The sequence below is a fragment of the Cupriavidus sp. 05T41 genome, assembly GCF_056396525.1.
Genome location: NZ_JBFTLQ010000007.1, coordinates 1 through 16360 on the forward strand (window position 1 = coordinate 1; position 16360 = coordinate 16360).

A 16360-nucleotide genomic window follows, 5' to 3' on the forward strand; every position below is an offset into this window, starting at 1 on the left:
GGAGCGGGCGCGGCGGCCGCCGGGGCCGGTGCGGCTGCTGCCGGCGTGGCGGCGGCCTGGCCGGCCGGTTCCAGCATGACCAGCACGGTGCCTTCGGCAACGTTGTCGCCGACCTTGATCTTGACTTCCTTGACGGTGCCGCCCTGCGGCGACGGCACGTCCATCGTGGCCTTGTCCGATTCCAGCGTCACCAGGGCGTCTTCCGCCTTGATGGTGTCGCCCGGTTTCACGTGCACTTCGATGACGGGAACGGCGTCGTAATCGCCGATATCCGGCACCTTGATTTCAATCGCTTGACTCATTCAGTGTCTCCTGGGCAGGACAACGGGCACGACAAGCACAAGCGGCGAGGTTACCCTCACCGCCCGAATCTGTCACGCCGCCACGCCGCAAGGCGCCGGATCGGGGTCCGGGCGCCGGCGGCGCGGTTGCCTTCCTGCGGGGGTTCGTGCGGTCAGCCGGCTTAGACCGACATCGGGTTCGGCTTGCTGGGGTCGAGGTTGTACTTCTTGATGGCTTCGGCCACCTTGTCGCGGCCGATCGCACCTTCGTCGGCCAGCGCCTTCAGTGCCGCCAGCGTCACCCAGTGACGGTCGACCTCGAAGAAGTGGCGCAGCTTTTCGCGGGTGTCCGAGCGGCCGAAGCCGTCGGTGCCCAGCACCACATAGCGGCGCTGCACGAACGGACGGATCTGTTCGGCGAACGCGCGGATGTAGTCGGTGGAGGCGATCACCGGGCCGCGCACGCCCTTGAGCTTCTGCGCGACGAACGACTCGCGCGGCGTCTCGGTCGGGTGCAGCAGGTTGAAGCGCTCGACGTCGTGGCCTTCGCGGGCCAGCTCGGTGAAGCTCGGGCAGCTCCACAGGTCCGATTCCACGCCCCAGTCCTTCTTGAGCAGATCGGCCGCGGCGATGACTTCGCGGAAGATCGTGCCCGAGCCCAGCAACTGCACGCGCGGCGCGTTGCTGTTTTCCACGCCCTTGCGGAACTGGTACATGCCCTTGACGATGTCCTTCTCCGAGCCGGCCGGCATTTCCGGGTGCTCGTAGTTCTCGTTCATCACCGTCAGGTAGTAGTACACGTCTTCCTGCTCGACGTACATGCGGCGCATGCCGTCCTGCATGACCACCGCCAGTTCGTACTGGAAGGTCGGGTCGTACGAGATGCAGTTCGGGATGACGGCGTGGAACACGTGCGAATGGCCGTCTTCGTGCTGCAGGCCTTCGCCGTTGAGCGTGGTGCGGCCCGAGGTGCCGCCCAGCAGGAAGCCGCGCGAGCGCATGTCCGCCGCCGCCCAGCACAGGTCGCCGATGCGCTGGATGCCGAACATCGAGTAGTAGATGTAGAACGGGATCATCTGCACGCCGTGCGTCGAGTACGACGTGGCGGCCGCGATCCAGTCGCACATGGCGCCGGCTTCGTTGATGCCTTCCTGCAGCACCTGGCCAGTCTGCGATTCCTTGTAGAACATCAGCTGGTCATGATCCTGCGGCACGTACTTCTGGCCTTCCTGGTTCCAGATGCCGACCTGGCGGAACAGCCCTTCCATGCCGAAGGTGCGCGACTCGTCGGGCACGATGGGCACCACGTGCTTGCCGATCTGCTTGTCCTTGAGCAGCGTGTTCAGGATCCGCACGAAGGCCATGGTGGTGGACACCTCGCGGCCCTCGCTGGTGGCCTTGAGCAGGGCATCGAAAGCCGACAGCTCGGGAATCTGCAAGGGCTCGGCCTTGAGGCGGCGGGCCGGCAGGTAGCCGCCGAGATCCATGCGGCGGGCGCGCATGTATTCCAGTTCCTTCGAGCCTTCTTCGAAGGTGAGGTAGGGCACGTCCTCGATCTTGTCGTCGGCGACCGGAATGTTGAACTGGTCGCGGAACGCGCGGATCGACTCCACCGGCATCTTCTTCTGCTGGTGAGCCACGTTCATGGCCTGGCCGGCATCGCCCATGCCATAGCCCTTGATGGTCTTGGCCAGGATCAGCGTCGGCTGGCCCTTGTGTTCGCTGGCTGCCTTGTAGGCGGCGTAGATCTTGTGCGGGTCATGGCCGCCGCGGTTCAGGCGCCAGATGTCGTCGTCGGACCAGTCGGCCACCATCGCCTTGAGTTCCGGCGTGTTGAAGAAGAACTCGCGCACGTAGGCGCCGTCCTTGGCCTTGAAGGTCTGGTACTCGCCGTCCACGCATTCCATCATGCGCTTCATCAGCAGGCCCTTGGTATCGCGCGCCAGCAGCGAATCCCAGCGGCTGCCCCACACCACCTTGATGACGTTCCAGCCCGAGCCGCGGAACTCGGATTCCAGTTCCTGGATGATCTTGCCGTTGCCGCGCACCGGGCCGTCCAGGCGCTGCAGGTTGCAGTTGATGACGAAGACCAGGTTGTCGAGCTTCTCGCGCCCGGCCATGCCGATCGCGCCGAGCGATTCCGGCTCGTCGGTCTCGCCGTCGCCCAGGAAGGCCCAGACCTTGCGGTCGCCGGCCTTGGCCAGGCCGCGGCTGTCCAGGTACTTCATGAATCGGGCCTGGTAGATGGCCATGATCGGGCCCAGACCCATCGACACGGTCGGGAACTGCCAGAAATCCGGCATCAGCCACGGGTGCGGGTAGGACGAGATGCCCTTGCCGTCGACTTCCTGGCGGAAATTATCGAGCTGGTCGGTGGTCAGGCGGCCGAGCAGGAAGGCGCGCGAATACACGCCCGGGGCCGAGTGGCCCTGCACGAAGACCAGGTCACCGCCGCTCTGCTCCGACGGCGCGCGCCAGAAATGGTTGTAGCCGACGTCATACAGCGTGGCCGCCGAGGCAAACGACGAGATGTGGCCGCCGACATTGGTGTGCTTGTTGGCGCGCAGCACCATCGCCATGGCGTTCCAGCGGGTGTACGAGCGGATGCGGTGCTCGACGTCCTGGTCGCCGGGAATGCGGGCCTGCTGCTCTACCGGGATGGTGTTGATGTACTGCGTTTCGGCGTGGAACGGCTGGGTAACGCCGTTCACGCGTGCGTATTCGATCTGCTTGTCGATCAGGAAGGCAGCGCGGTCGGTGCCTTCGGCGGCAATCACGCCTTGCAGGGCGTCGAGCCACTCATGGGTTTCCTGGGGGTCGGCGTCGTTGGCGCTGCTGGCGCCGAGGATCTGCTCTGGTACAGCTGACATGACTGTCTCCTGGTAAATGCGTGCCGCGGCGCTCCCGCATGGTTGTCGCGGAAACGCCGTCCTGACGGTATGACTACGGTACGGTGCCCGGGCTGCAAACACACCGCCTGGCGCTTTCGCCAGCGGCAGACACAGCCCCTCCGTCCGCACTTTTGGGTCGGTCCGATTTTATGGAAGCAGATTGGGCAAGACAAGCCAAATTTTCAAATTGCGATATTGTTTCTCATAATGCGGAATATTGCGGCGCCGCATCACAAATCGGCGCCGGCCCTTGCCGCTGAACGCTTCCGGCGCGGCTCCCCTTCGGCACCGATGACGCACTGCCGCATTGGCGCTTACCCCAAGCGACGCGGGGTAGCAATCCCGCTACACTGGCCGGTCAGTCGTCAATCCCGCCATGCCTTCCCTCAAAGATTTTCTGTCCCACCTGCGCGCCGCCGTCGTGCCGCCCTCCGCTTCCGGCACCGCCAAGCCAGGTGGCGGCGACCCGGCGCCGGCCGCCCCGCCGGCCCCGCTCACGCCCCTTGCACAGCTCGATTCGCTGGGCCACACGGACGAGTCGCCTGCCGTCAACGGGCCGCCGCGCGGCCTCTGGTGGCTGCGCTGGCGCAACCTGGTGGCAACCAGCTGGTTCATGTTCATTCCGCTGGTGGCCATCGTGCTGTTCACCGTGGCGATGGGCGTGATCCTGTGGTCGCTGCATGAAACCGAGCGCCAGCAACAGCGCGACGCGCTCTATCGCGATGCCGCCTGGGCCCAGCAGCGCGTGCGCCTGTCCTTGCTGAGCAACCAGGACCAGCTGGCGTCGCTGGCGCGCGACATTGCCGCCGCGCAGCTCGACCAGGGCGCCTATCGCACCGCCGCCCAGGAAATCCTGCGCGAGAACCCCGAGATCGTCTTCGTCAACTGGCTCGACGCCACCCACCGCGGACGCTGGTCGCTGCCCTCCACCTCGGAGTTCGCCAACCGGCTGCGCGAGACCCAGGACCAGCCGCTCGAACCCGAGGTGCTCGACACCTTCGACGCCGCCCGCGAAACCCAGCGCGTGGTGTACTCGCGCCCGCTGGTCAACGACCGCGGCGACAGCTTCATGTTGATGGAAGTGCCGATCGTGCGGGACAACGAGTTCCTCGGCACGCTGGGCGCGCTCTACTCGATCAACGGCATCCTGACCCACCTGCTGCCGCCGGAGTTGACCGAGCGCTACCGTTTTTCGCTGATCGACAAGAACAACCAGATCCGCGCCAGCACCTCGCTGCGGCCGGTGCCGGGCAATGCGCTGTCCTACGAGGTGCTGCTCGACCCGCCCGGGCATTCGCTGTCGCTGCGCGCCGACGCCTACCCGCCCGCCTCCAACCTGCCCAACAACATGCTGCTGTGGCTGGTGGTGGGACTGTCGTGCTTCCTGCTGTGGAGCCTGTGGAGCATGTGGCGGCACACCAGCCGCCGCTCCGAGGCGCAGCGTGCCCTGCTGGCCGAGACTTCGTTCCGGCGGGCGATGGAAAACTCCATGCTGATCGGGCTGCGCGCGCTCGACCTGAACGGCCGCATCACCTACGTCAACCCCGCCTTCTGCCGCATGACCGGCTGGCAGGATGCCGACCTGGTCGGCCGCGTGCCGCCCTTCCCCTACTGGCCGCCCAACGACCAGCCGGAGATGCAGAAGCAGATCGACCTGACACTGCAAGGCAAGTCGCCGGCGGGCGGCTACGAGATGCGTGTCATGCGCCGCGACGGCAGCAGCTTCTATGCGCGCATGTATGTCTCGCCGCTGGTGGACGGCCGCGGCCGCCATACCGGCTGGATGAGCTCGATGACGGATATCACCGAGCCCAAGCGCGCCCGCGAGGAACTCGCCGCCGCGCACGACCGTTTCACCACGGTGCTGGAAAGCCTGGATGCGGCCGTGTCGGTGCTGGCCACGGACAAGCCCGAGCTGCTGTTCGCCAACCGCTATTACCGCCAGCTGTTCGGCTGGGAAGCCGAAGGCCATCTCAAGCTGGCCGGCGGCGAGGTCGACAAGGAACAGGTGTCGAGCGACGCCACTGACTTCATCGACGCCTATGCCGGGCTGCCCGCGTCCGAGCTGATGCCCTACTCGTCGGACGCGCGCGAGGTCTTCGTGCCCGACATGCAGAAGTGGTTCGAGGTGCGCCGCCGCTATATCCAGTGGGTGGACGGCCACCTGGCGCAGATGCAGATCGCCACCGACATCACCGTGCGCAAGGCCGCCGAGGAAATGGCGCGCCAGCACGAAGAGCGGATCCAGTTCACCAGCCGCCTGACCACCATGGGCGAGATGGCGTCGTCGCTGGCGCACGAGCTCAACCAGCCGCTGGCGGCCATCAACAACTACTGCATGGGCGCCGTGGCCAGGCTGCGCTCGGGCCGCAGCACGCCCGAGGACCTCATCCCGATCCTGGAGAAGACCTCTGCGCAGGCAGTGCGCGCCGGTACCATCATCAGCCGCATCCGCGGCTTCGTGAAACGCAGCCAGCCCCAGCGGCGCGAGGCGGCCCTGCACGATATCGTGGCCGATGCGGTGGGCCTGGCCGACCTGGAAGCCACCCGGCGCCGCGTGACCATCCTCACGCGCCTGCCGGCGCCGCCGATGTTGCTGTTCGTCGATCCGGTGCTGATCGAGCAGGTGCTGGTCAACCTACTCAAGAACGCCGTCGAGGCCATGGCCGGCCTGCCCGCCATGCGCTCGACCGGCGTGGTGCGCCTGCATGCGCGCGTGGAACCCGGCGAGTTCGGCAACAATATGCGCATCGACGTGATCGACCAGGGCCCCGGCGTGGACGAGGCCACCAAGGAACGCCTGTTTGAACCATTCTTCAGCACCAAGTCCGACGGCATGGGCATGGGCCTGAATATCTGCCGCTCCATCATCGAATCCCACCAGGGAAGGCTATGGGTGGAGAACAATGTCGACGGCATCGGCTGCACCTTCAAGATCATGCTGCCGCTGCAACCGGCGCTGATCGACCAGTAGGCTGCGCGCGACACGACCCGAGCCAGGCGGCCCTCGCCGGGGGGTAACCCCCGCGGGCCCCTGTCGCTAGCCGGCCGGGGCGGTTACACTTGGCGACAAATGACTTTGTTGTCCCAGGAGACTTCATGAACGTGACGCCAAACCCTACCTCCCACCGCGGCGAGACCGTCTTTATCGTCGACGACGATGAAGCCATGCGCGACTCGCTGACCTGGCTGCTGGAGGGCAATGGCTACCAGGTTCGCAGCTTTACCAGCGCCGAGCAGTTTCTCTCCGCCTACGACGCCGGCCAGGTTTCGTGCCTGATCCTGGACGTGCGGATGCCGGGCATGAGCGGGCCCGAGCTGCAGGAGCGCATGATCGCGGAGAACATCAATATCCCGATCGTCTTCATCACCGGCCACGGCGACGTGCCGATGGCGGTCTCTACGATGAAGAAGGGCGCGATCGATTTCATCGAGAAGCCGTTCGACGAGTCCGAACTGCGCTCGCTGGTCGAACGCATGCTGCAGAAGGCGCGCACCGACCATTCCGCCGCGCGCGAGCAGCGCGCCGCCAAGGACCTGCTGGGCAAGCTCACCACGCGCGAGCAACAGGTGCTCGAGCGCATCGTCGCAGGCCGCCTGAACAAGCAGATCGCCGACGACCTGGGCATTTCCATCAAGACCGTGGAGGCGCACCGCGCCAACATCATGGAAAAGCTCAACGTCAACACCGTGGCCGACCTGCTGCGCCTGGCCCTGTCGAAGAACAGCTGAGCGCAAGCGGCATGCGCCCGTAGCGCGGTCCCGCCCGGGGGCCCGCTACATGGCCATATGGCCAGATGGCCATATGGCCATATGGCCATCTGGCCACCTTGCCTTCCCCGCGCGGGGAGGCGCACTGTGGCCCTGATACCCCTCCCGCTCACGCCTCCGGGTCCCGGAGATACTCCTCGTCGCGAAAGGTCACGACCCATTGCGGCTTGTAGACCACGAACACCGCGACCAGCATGCCGGTCAGGAAGGCCTCGCCAAACGCCAGGATCAGCACCGCCGTCAGCGTGTCCGACAGCGTCAGCACGCCGTCGCCCATGCTGAGGCTGCGCCATGCGGCCTGCGCCGCCCCGGCGCCCAGCGCGGCCAGCCCGGCCGCGAAGTAGCCATGACCGAGAATGAAGACAAAGGGGTGGCGTGGCAGCAGCTGGCGCATGGCGCCCTGCAGCGCCGCTGAAATCAGCGCCGGCAGCAAACCCATCCACGCATAGCGGGGCCACAAGGATGGCCAGTCGATGCCGCTCCAGGTCTCCCCTGCCAGGTAGCCGAGGCCCAGCAGCGATACCAGATCCGCCACCAACAGCGACAGCAGCGCCAGCGGCAGCCCGAACAGCGTCACCATCAGCGTGGCGCCAGACAGCTGGAATGCCAGCGCGCCCGGCAGCGCCACCCTGGCCGTCCACAGCAGCGTCACGAACAGCAGCGCACCCAGCCAGCCGTGCTGCAGTTCGTCGCGCCGGAGCAGTTGCCAGGGCCGGCGCCATAGCGCCCAGGCCAGCCCGGCAAGGCTGAGCGCCGCCAGCAAGGCTTGCGCGCCCTGCCCGCCGGGCGCGAGGAAATAGGTCAGTGCGTGCATGCAGGGATGCTACCAGTGCCCCTGGCGGCATCGCCCCCGGTTGCGTCAACCTTTATAATTCCGCTTTATCCCTTCTTCCCACCTTCCCCTCCGATCCCATGCCAGCCCAACTCATCGACGGCAACGCCCTTGCCAAGCAACTCCGCGCGGAAGCCGCCCAGCGCGCCGCCCGCCTTACCGAGCGCGGCCACCGGCCGGGCCTGGCCGTGGTCCTGGTCGGCGATGACCAGGCCAGCCAGGTCTACGTGCGCAACAAGGTGAAGGCCTGCGACGACAACGGCTTCCACTCCTCGCTGGACCGCTATCCGGCCGACCTGAGCGAAGCCGACCTGCTGGCGCGCATCGACGCCCTCAATCGCGACCCGAACATCCACGGCATCCTGGTGCAACTGCCCCTGCCCAAGCATATCGACAGCCACAAAGTGCTCGAAGCGATTGCCCCGGAGAAGGACGTGGATGGCTTCCACGTAGCCAATGCCGGCGCCCTGATGACGGGCGCCCCCCTGTTCCGCCCCTGCACGCCGTACGGCTGCATGAAGATGCTGGAATCGGTGCAGTTCCCGTTGCGCGGTGCCCGCGCCGTGGTGGTGGGCGCCTCCAATATCGTCGGCAAGCCGATGGCGATGCTGCTGCTCCAGGCCGGCGCCACGGTCACCATCTGCAACAGCAAGACGCGCGACCTGGCCGCCCATACCCGCGACGCCGACGTGATCGTGGCCGCGGTGGGACGCCGGAACATCATCACCGCCGACATGGTCAAGCCCGGCGCGGCCGTGATCGACGTGGGCATGAACCGCGACGACAATGGCAAGCTGTGCGGCGACGTGGACTTCGCCGGCGTCAAGGAAGTGGCCGGCTATATCACGCCGGTGCCCGGCGGCGTGGGCCCGATGACCATCACCATGCTGCTCATCAACACGCTGGAAGCCGCAGAGCGAGCCGCCGGCTGAGGCCGCCCGCCGCCATCGCGGCACTGGAAAACCTGCCACCCCGCCCCAATGTGCGGGGTATTGCCTTTATGGGCTCTGCCAAGAGAGACGTCATGGACCAAGCCGCCAACGCTAACGCCGCCAATCCGCTGCTGGATTTCACCGACCTGCCCCGTTTCTCCGATATCCGCCCCGAGCATATCGGGCCGGCGCTGGACGTGCTGCTGGCCACCGCGCAGGCCGCCGTCGAGCGTGCCGAGGCGCCCGCCACCGAAGCCACCTGGGCCAATGCCGTGGAAGCGCTCGAGACCGCCACCGAGCCGCTCGGCCGCGCGTGGGGCGTGGTCGGGCACCTGAGCGCGGTCGCGGACACGCCCGCGTTGCGCCAGGCGCACGCCGATAACCTGCCGCGCATGACCGAGTTCTGGTCCTCGCTGGGGCAGAGCCTGGCGCTGTACGAGAAATACAAGGCCCTCGCCGCCAGCCCCGAATTCGCCACCATGAGCGCGGCGCGCCGCCAGCTCATGGAGAATGAACTGCGCGGCTTCCGCCTGGGAGGCGCCGAACTGCCCGAAGACAAGAAACCGCGCTTCGCCGCCATCCAGGAACAGCAGGCCCAGCTGTCCAAGGCCTTCTCGGATCACGTGCTCGACGCGACCAACGGCTATGCGCTGGTGATCGAGGACGAAAGCCGGCTGGGCGGCCTGCCCGCGGACGCGCTGGAAGCCGCGCGCGGCGCGGCCGAGAAGGACGGCAAGGCGGGCTGGAAGTTCACCCTGCACTTCCCTTCCTATTTCCCGGTGCTGCAGTACGCCGACGACCGTACGCTGCGCCAGACCATGTACGAAGCCAGCGTCACGCGCGCGTCGGAGCTGGCCGGACAATACGGCCAGGGCAAGTCCGAATGGGACAACACCGCCAATATGCGCGAGCAGCTGGCGCTGCGCCGCGAGGAGGCCCTCCTGCTCGGCTATGGCTCCTACGGCGAAGTTTCGCTGGTGCCCAAGATGGCGGAATCGCCGGCGGAGGTGCTGCGCTTCCTGGACGAGCTGGCTGCCCGTGCCCGCCCGTTCGCCGAGCAGGACTGGGCCGAACTCAAGGCCTTTGCCGCCAGCGAGCTGGGCCTGGCCGAACTGGCGCCGTGGGACGTGGCCTACGCTTCGGAAAAGCTGCGCGAACAGCGCTACGCGTTCTCCGAGCAGGAGGTCAAGCAATACTTCCCGGAGCCCCAGGTGCTCAAGGGGCTGTTCGGCGTGGTGGAAAAGCTGTTCTCGGTCAGCATCGAAGCCGACCAGGCCCAGACCTGGCACCAGGACGTGCGCTTTTTCCGCGTGGTATCGCCCGGTGGCAACCTGCTGGCGCAGTTCTATATCGACCTCTATGCCCGCGAAGGCAAGCGCGGCGGCGCCTGGATGGACGACGCGCGCGGGCGCAAGCTGCTCGCTGACGGCCGCGTGCAGACGCCGGTGGCCTACCTGACCTGCAATTTCTCCGCGCCGGTGGGCGGCAAGCCCGCGCTGTTCACGCACGACGAAGTCATCACGCTGTTCCACGAGTTCGGCCACGGCCTGCACCACATGCTTACCCAGGTGGGCGAACTGGGCGTGTCGGGCATCAACGGCGTGGAATGGGATGCGGTGGAGCTGCCGTCGCAGTTCATGGAGAACTTCTGCTGGGAATACGAAGTGCTGGCCGGCATGACCGCGCATGCCGACAGCGGCGAGCCGCTGCCGCGCGCGCTGTTCGAGCGCATGCTGGCCGCCAAGAATTTCCAAAACGGCATGATGACGCTGCGCCAGATCGTGTTCTCCTCGTTCGACATGCATCTGCATACCGACTTCGACCCCGCCGGCGAGAAGTCCGTGCTGGCGCTGTCGCGCGAGATCAACGACCGCGCCCACGTGGTGCCGCAGCATCCGCTGTCGCGCTGGCCGAACACCTTCAGCCATATTTTCGCGGGCGGCTACGCGGCCGGCTACTACAGCTACAAGTGGGCGGAAGTGCTGTCGGCCGATGTGTACGCGGCCTTCGAGGATGCCGCCAAGCTGTCGGGCTCCGTGCTGGACGCCGAAACCGGCGAGCGCTACCGCCGCGAGATCCTGTCGGTGGGCGGCAGCCGCCCGGCGATGGAGTCCTTCACCGCGTTCCGCGGCCGCGCGCCGCAGATCGATGCGCTGCTGCGCCATGGCGGCATGGCACTGGCGTGAGCCCCGCGGCACTGGCCCGGGCCCGCGCATAGCGCAGCCGGCCAGGAACACGGGGGAGCGGACGGGCGGCTCGGTGCGCGCCGTCCCGCCGTTTCTCCTTGTCCGCCGTTTCTCCTTGCCCGGCGTCGCCCGCGCGCGGCTTTGCCGGCAGGGACCTTGTCCTCGCATGGAGAGGCATGTCCGGCACCCGCAATCAAAAAGCCGCAAGGTGACGGCCCAGACCACTCCGAATTGGCTAGACAGGCCCAGTCAAGTAAGATGCGGGCCATGAGCTACCTGCCGCCTGCCGCCGCCTACGCGCACATCAAGAACTACCTCAAGGAGGGCCTCAGCGCCGGACGCTGGCCGCCAGGCACCCTGATGCCGTCGGAGTCCGAGCTGGTGACCCAGTTCAGCGTCAGCCGCATGACCGCCAACCGCGCCGTGCGCGAGCTGCAGGCCGAGGGACTGGTCGAGCGCGTGCAGGGCGTCGGCACCTTTGCCACCCAGCCCTATCGCGCGTCCTCCACGCTGACGATCCGCGATCTCCATGACGAAATCACCGAGCGTGGCCACAAGCATCGCTCCGAGGTGCACCTGGCGCGGGCCGAAACGGTAAGCGACACCCTTGCCCCGCGCATGGGCCTGCCGGCCGGCAGCAAGGTCTTCCACACGCTCATCGTCCACAGCGAGAACGGCGTGCCGCTGCTGTGCGAAGACCGCTACGTCAACCCTGCCCGTGCGCCGGACTATCTCGGCGTGGACTTCACCAGGACCACGCCGACCAACTACCTGCTGACGGTGGCGCCGCTGTGGGAGGCGCAGTATTCCATCGAAGCGCAACTGCCCACCGCGGAAGAAGCGCAACTGCTCGGCATCAAGCCCGGCGAGCCCTGCCTGGTCGTGGTACGCCGCACCGAGAGCCAGGGCTCGCCGATCACGCTGGCGCGCCTGGTGCATCCGGGCTCGCGCTATACCATAGAGGGTTCGTTCAAGCCCTGAAGATGGCCACGCGCATTTGCCCTGGCCGCCTACGAACCTCCACCAAAGGGATACCCAGCTTTCATGAGAATCGCAACCTGCAATCTTCATTAGCGACTCCGGACGATTCTCAGTGGCTCAGCTTTCCGCCGAAAACTAGGGCTCATCAAGGGTTTTAGGCGCACACAGTCTCACTGCGCATCGTATTGGCGCGTCTTTTTTGGGTAGCTGGTTGGGTAGCTAGAATCGCTATAATGCGCTGGCTACCCAACGAGGATCCCATGCCCCGTATCACCTACGCCCTTGACGATATCCAACTCCGCCGCTGGGTCGCGGCCGGCGAACCCGTTGCCAAGGCGGATGGCGACGGGCTGACGTTCACCCTATCTGGCGCAGGGACTGCCGCCTGGGTTCTGCGGTACCGCATTCCCGGCGGCCGGCGCAAGGAACTCACCCTCGGCAACTACCCAGACCTATCGCTCGCGGCGGCGCGCAAAGCTGCTCGCGCGCACCGCGTTGCCATCGACAACGGGATGGACCCAGCAGCCGAGAAACGCCAGGAAAAGGCCAAGACCGCCGCCGCCTGGTCGGTCCGCACCCTCGTGCAGGACTTCCGAGAAAAGCGCCTCTCCCAGGATGTTGGGCACCCACTTGCGGAGGGCACCGTCTACTACCGGAACTGGGATCTCGACAACGTGGTGCTGCCAAAACTGGGCAGCATGGAGGTGCGGAAAGTAACCCCGACCGACATCGTCGCGGCCATTGAGGGTGCCAACCGATCTTGGACCGTCAGCAAGCGGATCTTGACCACACTGTCGCAGGTATTCGACCACGCTTGCGGGCGCCGCATCATCGTCGCGAACCCGTGTGCTGGCGTCAAGCTGACCGCCTTGATGGGTCCGCGGCCCCCGGTGCGCAAGCGGCTAATGCTCACGGCGGAGGAGCTGACGTCTATCCTGCCGGGGATCGACGAGACCATCGGGCGGGAGAATGGGCTGTCGCTGCGAATCCTGCTGGCCACCTGCGTGCGCACGAACGAACTGGTGAAGACGCTGAAGGACGATGTCGACCTGGACCGCCGCGCCTGGTTCGTGCGGGATGAAACGGTCAAGACGCGCCGCGGCTTCCTCGTCCCGCTGACACCCATCGTCACCGAATGGTTTGAAGAGCTGATCGCCCTCTCCGGTGGCTCGCAGTGGCTGCTGCCGGCACGCCGGGCCGACCGTGTCGCGCGGCATGGCGACACGCACATCGGCAATAGCACGCTATGGGCGGCCATCGACCGCGCGTTCGAGCGCGGGGGGCTGAAGATCCGCCGGTTCACGCCCCACGACACCCGCAGCACGGCCAAGGGCCACATGATGAACATGGGGATCGCGAAGGAGATCACCGAGCTGGCGCTCAACCACGCGCTGAAGGGGATGGAGGCCATCTACGACGTTCGCGAGGAGATCCCGGAGCGACGCGCAGCGCTGGAGAGGTGGTCGGAATTCATCGCGGCATGCGCGGAAGGGACAGTGGCAGACGTCGTGCAACTGCCCTCGGCACGAACGCGCGCGGCCTGATTCGGGCGCTGCGGGCCGGCCGCACCATACTGTATATCCATACAGTTAACTCAACTATCCGCGCTTGGCTTCGGACGACTTTTACACTGTATATCCATAAGGGGTATCCACTTAGCTCCAGCAACGCCAAGACAACTGGATGGATATACAGTGCCAGTATGCTACACCTACTGCCCGTTGCGCACTACTTCCTTGTAAGTCACAGGCCCGGTGGCGACGGCCTGTTGGAGCAATCGATAGAACAGCAAGCCGCGCGAGCCCGAAGTGCGCCGATTGAAACGGAACACGAATTCATCCAGGTAAGCATCAAGGTGTTCCGGCTGGACCGAGCCGTGGTGCGTGCCCAAGATCCACCGCTTGACCAATGAGGCAACCCGGTGCACGCCGGCCATCGAGAGATGGGCCGGCACTTCGGAGCCGAGCATGACATGGCGCTGGTGGTCATAGCCCAACTTGCTCAAGGAGCGGTAGGCCGCCGATCCATCGGTTCGGACTTGGGTGCCAGGTTCAATCGACGCCTGCACAAACGGCACGACACATTCTTCTGCGTCGTTGTGGACCCGCTGCAAGCGAATCCGACCGAATCCCTTGGGCTGGAGCACCTCCACCGCGAGCATCACCAGCACTTTACTGGTGCGGTTCTTGCGGCTTACCGACAAAATCGGCGCCTCACGATCCGTGATGGCCAGGTAGGTTTCGTCAACCTCAACGCACCCCCTCAAGCGCTCGCGATCAGGCCGCACCATCGCCCGGCGAAACCGGTGCAGCATAGTCCAGGCGGTCTGGTAGCTACCCAGGCCCAGCACGCGTTGCAATCCGAGGGCGCTGACACCTTGCTTTTGATTGGTTAGGTACCAGGCTCCGGCCAGCCACACACGCAGCGACGTGCGGGTTTTATCGAAGATCGTGCCTGCGGTCACCGTGCTTTGATAACCGCAACTCCGGCACATCAGGCGGGTGCGGCTCGATCGATAGGGTTCCTCTGCAGCACCACAGTCAGGACAAACAAATCCCTGCGGCCACCGCAGCCCCTCCAAGTACGACAGGCAGGATTCCTCAGTCGCGAAACGGTCCAGAAACTCGTTCCAATTGCGCGGGTAGTCCTTGCCTGCCTCTGGAGGTAACATCTGTATATCCATCCAGTGATTCTGGCACGACTGGAGCTAAGTGGATACCCCTTATATCCATACAGTGTTTTCGGAGTGCGCCCATGTTCACCTGCGATCCCGGTACCGTCTACCTATACAGCCACTCCCACGGAGCGGCGCGTTTGGCCGTTCGCTGCCTCCACCTGGCCATCGAGGATCCGCTGCTCACCGCTGACACCTGGAATCCTGAGGTTGAGGCCGCTGCCCAGGCCGCGAGCGCGACGATCACCCTGACGGGAGTCGATACCGCGGCGATCGTGACGCTGCCCTGGAGCCTTGACCGCCTGGCGGTCAACTACCAGGGCGCTTCACTGAGCTTCCAGCTCGCCAACAGCATCCAGTTCACCGGCCCCCGCTCGATCCGCCTGCGCACCCGCGGCGAGCGCCACTATGCCACCCCGCAGGAGATGGCATGTTCCCTGTGACCTACGACGCGGCATCGATCTTCCTGGAAACCCACTTCCTGCCCGGCGATACGGCCGAGTTGCGCCTCGACTGCGAAGGCGTCACCGTAACGGCCAGCGCGGTGACCGTGCACGGCATCGAAACGCGCCACATTGAGAAGATGTGGTGGACGGCCGACTACCTGTCGTTCGAGCAGGACGGCCAGCAACACCGGATCAAGGTGGGCCGGCCGGCAGTGAAGCCGCCGCTGCGCGCGTACTTTCCACGCACCTGAGGCTCGTCATGGGTAACAGCAAACTCTCCGCTGGCTGCCAGATCCACGAGCCCGACAGTGCCGAGCCTGCCGGGCCGTCGGAAAATGGCATCCTCGCCCGGGTTCCGGGCAACTACATCTCCGATGCTGGCAAGCAGCTGCCACCACCCAGCTATGACGGTCCCACCGAGGGCGAGACGGTAATCCTCGGCGGACAGGCGGGCCTCGTGCGCATCTTCTTCAGGCGCATGATCGCGCGCCGCGGCAAGCACTCGCACTGCTTCTGGGCTGCCTACCGGGCCGAGCCAGTCGACGGCGCCGAGTGAGATACTAGGAGCCCAAGCCCACGGGAGCCCACCCATGTGCAACAACTACGCCCCGGTGCAGCGCCAGCTGCTGCGTGACGTGTATGGCGTCGAGCCGCTTGCGCTCGACTATCCCGCGGAGACCTGGCCGGACTATGCCGCGCCGATCATCGTGGGCAACAGCGACGGCGCGCGCCAGGCGCTGATGGGCACGTTCGGCATGGTGCCAAAGTCGCGGATACCATCGGGCGTGGCCAAGTTCGACACAACCAATGCGCGATCGGAGACGGTCGGCGAGAAGCGCTCGTTCTCGGGGCCGTGGAAGAAAGGACAGGTCTGCCTGGTGCCGGCCACCAGCTTCTTCGAGCCGAACTACGAGTCAGGGCCCAAGTCCGTGCGCTGGCGCATCTGGCTGAAAGGCGAGCCCGAGTTTGCGATCGCCGGCCTGTGGCGCGACTGGGTCGAAGAAGGCGGCAGCCAGCTGTTCAGCTTCACCATGCTGACCATCAATTCGGAAAAGCACCCACTGATGAACCGCTTCCACGCCCCGGGCAAGGAAAAACGAATGATCGTGATCGTGCCGCGGGCGGAGTGGGATGACTGGCTGACCTGTCGGGATCCCGAACGCGCGCGCAGATTCATGCGCCCCTACCCGCCGGAGTTGATGGCAGCCGAGCCGGCGCCGCGCGAACCGCGGGCGAAAACCATCGCGTAGAGCGCCCCAAGTGTCACCACGGCGCGCATGTGCAGCGCGCGTTTTCGTCACCTCCCCGTATCCAGGCGGCTCTCAGCATCCTCCCCCTTTCGCGAAAGCGCCCCCGAGCATCCATT

14 protein-coding genes are annotated in these 16360 nt (G+C 65.8%); 10 read left to right on the forward strand and 4 right to left on the reverse strand.

The features are described 5' to 3' along the window. Both AC1DKV_RS05880 and aceE read right to left on the reverse strand, forming a co-directional pair. Window positions 1-302: biotin/lipoyl-containing protein (locus tag AC1DKV_RS05880; RefSeq protein WP_477137508.1), on the reverse strand; the 302-nt coding region annotated here is incomplete at its 3' end. Between the two features lie 161 nt (window positions 303-463). Further along, window positions 464-3151, reverse strand: coding sequence for a pyruvate dehydrogenase (acetyl-transferring), homodimeric type (aceE, locus tag AC1DKV_RS05885; RefSeq protein WP_441616125.1), 2688 nt, complete (start codon window positions 3149-3151; stop codon window positions 464-466). 397 nt (window positions 3152-3548) lie between these two features. Between aceE and AC1DKV_RS05890 the strand changes: the two genes are divergently transcribed. Both AC1DKV_RS05890 and AC1DKV_RS05895 read left to right on the forward strand, forming a co-directional pair. Continuing rightward, complete coding sequence (locus AC1DKV_RS05890) at window positions 3549-6146, forward strand: PAS domain S-box protein (RefSeq protein ID WP_441616127.1); 2598 nt, start codon at window positions 3549-3551, stop codon at window positions 6144-6146. Window positions 6147-6271: 125 nt separating this feature from the next. Further along, complete coding sequence (locus AC1DKV_RS05895) at window positions 6272-6904, forward strand: response regulator transcription factor (protein ID WP_441616129.1); 633 nt, start codon at window positions 6272-6274, stop codon at window positions 6902-6904. 148 nt (window positions 6905-7052) lie between these two features. On the opposite strand, the gene AC1DKV_RS05900 is transcribed toward AC1DKV_RS05895, so the two are convergent. Continuing rightward, window positions 7053-7757: a hypothetical protein gene (locus AC1DKV_RS05900; RefSeq protein ID WP_441616131.1), complete on the reverse strand. Its 705-nt coding sequence runs from the start codon at window positions 7755-7757 to the stop codon at window positions 7053-7055. A 98-nt stretch (window positions 7758-7855) separates the two neighbouring features. Between AC1DKV_RS05900 and folD the strand changes: the two genes are divergently transcribed. The 4 genes from folD (at window position 7856) to AC1DKV_RS05920 (ending at window position 13418) form a co-directional block, all read left to right on the forward strand. Next, complete coding sequence (gene folD, locus AC1DKV_RS05905; RefSeq protein WP_441616133.1) at window positions 7856-8707, forward strand: bifunctional methylenetetrahydrofolate dehydrogenase/methenyltetrahydrofolate cyclohydrolase FolD; 852 nt, start codon at window positions 7856-7858, stop codon at window positions 8705-8707. A 92-nt stretch (window positions 8708-8799) separates the two neighbouring features. Then, the gene (locus tag AC1DKV_RS05910; protein WP_441616135.1) at window positions 8800-10893 is read left to right on the forward strand and encodes a M3 family metallopeptidase; all 2094 of its coding nucleotides are present in this window, start codon (window positions 8800-8802) and stop codon (window positions 10891-10893) included. A gap of 267 nt (window positions 10894-11160) precedes the next feature. Beyond that, complete coding sequence (gene hutC, locus AC1DKV_RS05915; protein WP_441616136.1) at window positions 11161-11874, forward strand: histidine utilization repressor; 714 nt, start codon at window positions 11161-11163, stop codon at window positions 11872-11874. A 260-nt stretch (window positions 11875-12134) separates the two neighbouring features. Beyond that, on the forward strand, window positions 12135-13418 hold the full coding sequence (locus tag AC1DKV_RS05920; RefSeq protein ID WP_441616138.1) for a tyrosine-type recombinase/integrase: 1284 nt from the start codon (window positions 12135-12137) through the stop codon (window positions 13416-13418). A gap of 167 nt (window positions 13419-13585) precedes the next feature. On the opposite strand, the gene AC1DKV_RS05925 is transcribed toward AC1DKV_RS05920, so the two are convergent. Next, window positions 13586-14557: an IS1595-like element ISBba1 family transposase gene (locus AC1DKV_RS05925; RefSeq protein WP_477137509.1), complete on the reverse strand. Its 972-nt coding sequence runs from the start codon at window positions 14555-14557 to the stop codon at window positions 13586-13588. A gap of 71 nt (window positions 14558-14628) precedes the next feature. On the opposite strand from AC1DKV_RS05925, the gene AC1DKV_RS05930 reads away from it, so the two are divergent. Genes AC1DKV_RS05930 through AC1DKV_RS05945 form a run of 4 tightly spaced genes read left to right on the forward strand, consistent with a single transcriptional unit; the run spans window position 14629 to window position 16244 of the window. Next, window positions 14629-14991 (forward strand): hypothetical protein, encoded by a 363-nt coding sequence (locus tag AC1DKV_RS05930; protein WP_441616140.1) that lies wholly within the window; start codon window positions 14629-14631, stop codon window positions 14989-14991. Beyond that, on the forward strand, window positions 14979-15245 hold the full coding sequence (locus AC1DKV_RS05935) for a hypothetical protein (RefSeq protein ID WP_441616142.1): 267 nt from the start codon (window positions 14979-14981) through the stop codon (window positions 15243-15245). Before AC1DKV_RS05930 ends, AC1DKV_RS05935 begins: the two co-directional genes overlap by 13 nt. A gap of 8 nt (window positions 15246-15253) precedes the next feature. Then, the gene (locus AC1DKV_RS05940) at window positions 15254-15550 is read left to right on the forward strand and encodes a hypothetical protein (protein WP_441616144.1); all 297 of its coding nucleotides are present in this window, start codon (window positions 15254-15256) and stop codon (window positions 15548-15550) included. Window positions 15551-15584: 34 nt separating this feature from the next. Further along, on the forward strand, window positions 15585-16244 hold the full coding sequence (locus AC1DKV_RS05945; RefSeq protein WP_441616146.1) for an SOS response-associated peptidase: 660 nt from the start codon (window positions 15585-15587) through the stop codon (window positions 16242-16244). Window positions 16245-16360: the final 116 nt, after the last annotated feature.

Excerpts from the sequence above, each read along its gene's own strand:
- aceE (WP_441616125.1), bottom strand. The coding sequence starts at position 3,151 with ATGTCAGCTGTACCAGAGCAGATCCTCGGCGCCAGCAGCGCCAACGAC.
- AC1DKV_RS05890 (WP_441616127.1), top strand. The coding sequence starts at position 3,549 with ATGCCTTCCCTCAAAGATTTTCTGTCCCACCTGCGCGCCGCCGTCGTG.
- AC1DKV_RS05895 (WP_441616129.1), top strand. The coding sequence starts at position 6,272 with ATGAACGTGACGCCAAACCCTACCTCCCACCGCGGCGAGACCGTCTTT.
- AC1DKV_RS05900 (WP_441616131.1), bottom strand. The coding sequence starts at position 7,757 with ATGCACGCACTGACCTATTTCCTCGCGCCCGGCGGGCAGGGCGCGCAA.
- folD (WP_441616133.1), top strand. The coding sequence starts at position 7,856 with ATGCCAGCCCAACTCATCGACGGCAACGCCCTTGCCAAGCAACTCCGC.
- AC1DKV_RS05910 (WP_441616135.1), top strand. The coding sequence starts at position 8,800 with ATGGACCAAGCCGCCAACGCTAACGCCGCCAATCCGCTGCTGGATTTC.
- hutC (WP_441616136.1), top strand. The coding sequence starts at position 11,161 with ATGAGCTACCTGCCGCCTGCCGCCGCCTACGCGCACATCAAGAACTAC.
- AC1DKV_RS05920 (WP_441616138.1), top strand. The coding sequence starts at position 12,135 with ATGCCCCGTATCACCTACGCCCTTGACGATATCCAACTCCGCCGCTGG.
- AC1DKV_RS05925 (WP_477137509.1), bottom strand. The coding sequence starts at position 14,557 with ATGGATATACAGATGTTACCTCCAGAGGCAGGCAAGGACTACCCGCGC.
- AC1DKV_RS05930 (WP_441616140.1), top strand. The coding sequence starts at position 14,629 with ATGTTCACCTGCGATCCCGGTACCGTCTACCTATACAGCCACTCCCAC.
- AC1DKV_RS05935 (WP_441616142.1), top strand. The coding sequence starts at position 14,979 with ATGTTCCCTGTGACCTACGACGCGGCATCGATCTTCCTGGAAACCCAC.
- AC1DKV_RS05940 (WP_441616144.1), top strand. The coding sequence starts at position 15,254 with ATGGGTAACAGCAAACTCTCCGCTGGCTGCCAGATCCACGAGCCCGAC.
- AC1DKV_RS05945 (WP_441616146.1), top strand. The coding sequence starts at position 15,585 with ATGTGCAACAACTACGCCCCGGTGCAGCGCCAGCTGCTGCGTGACGTG.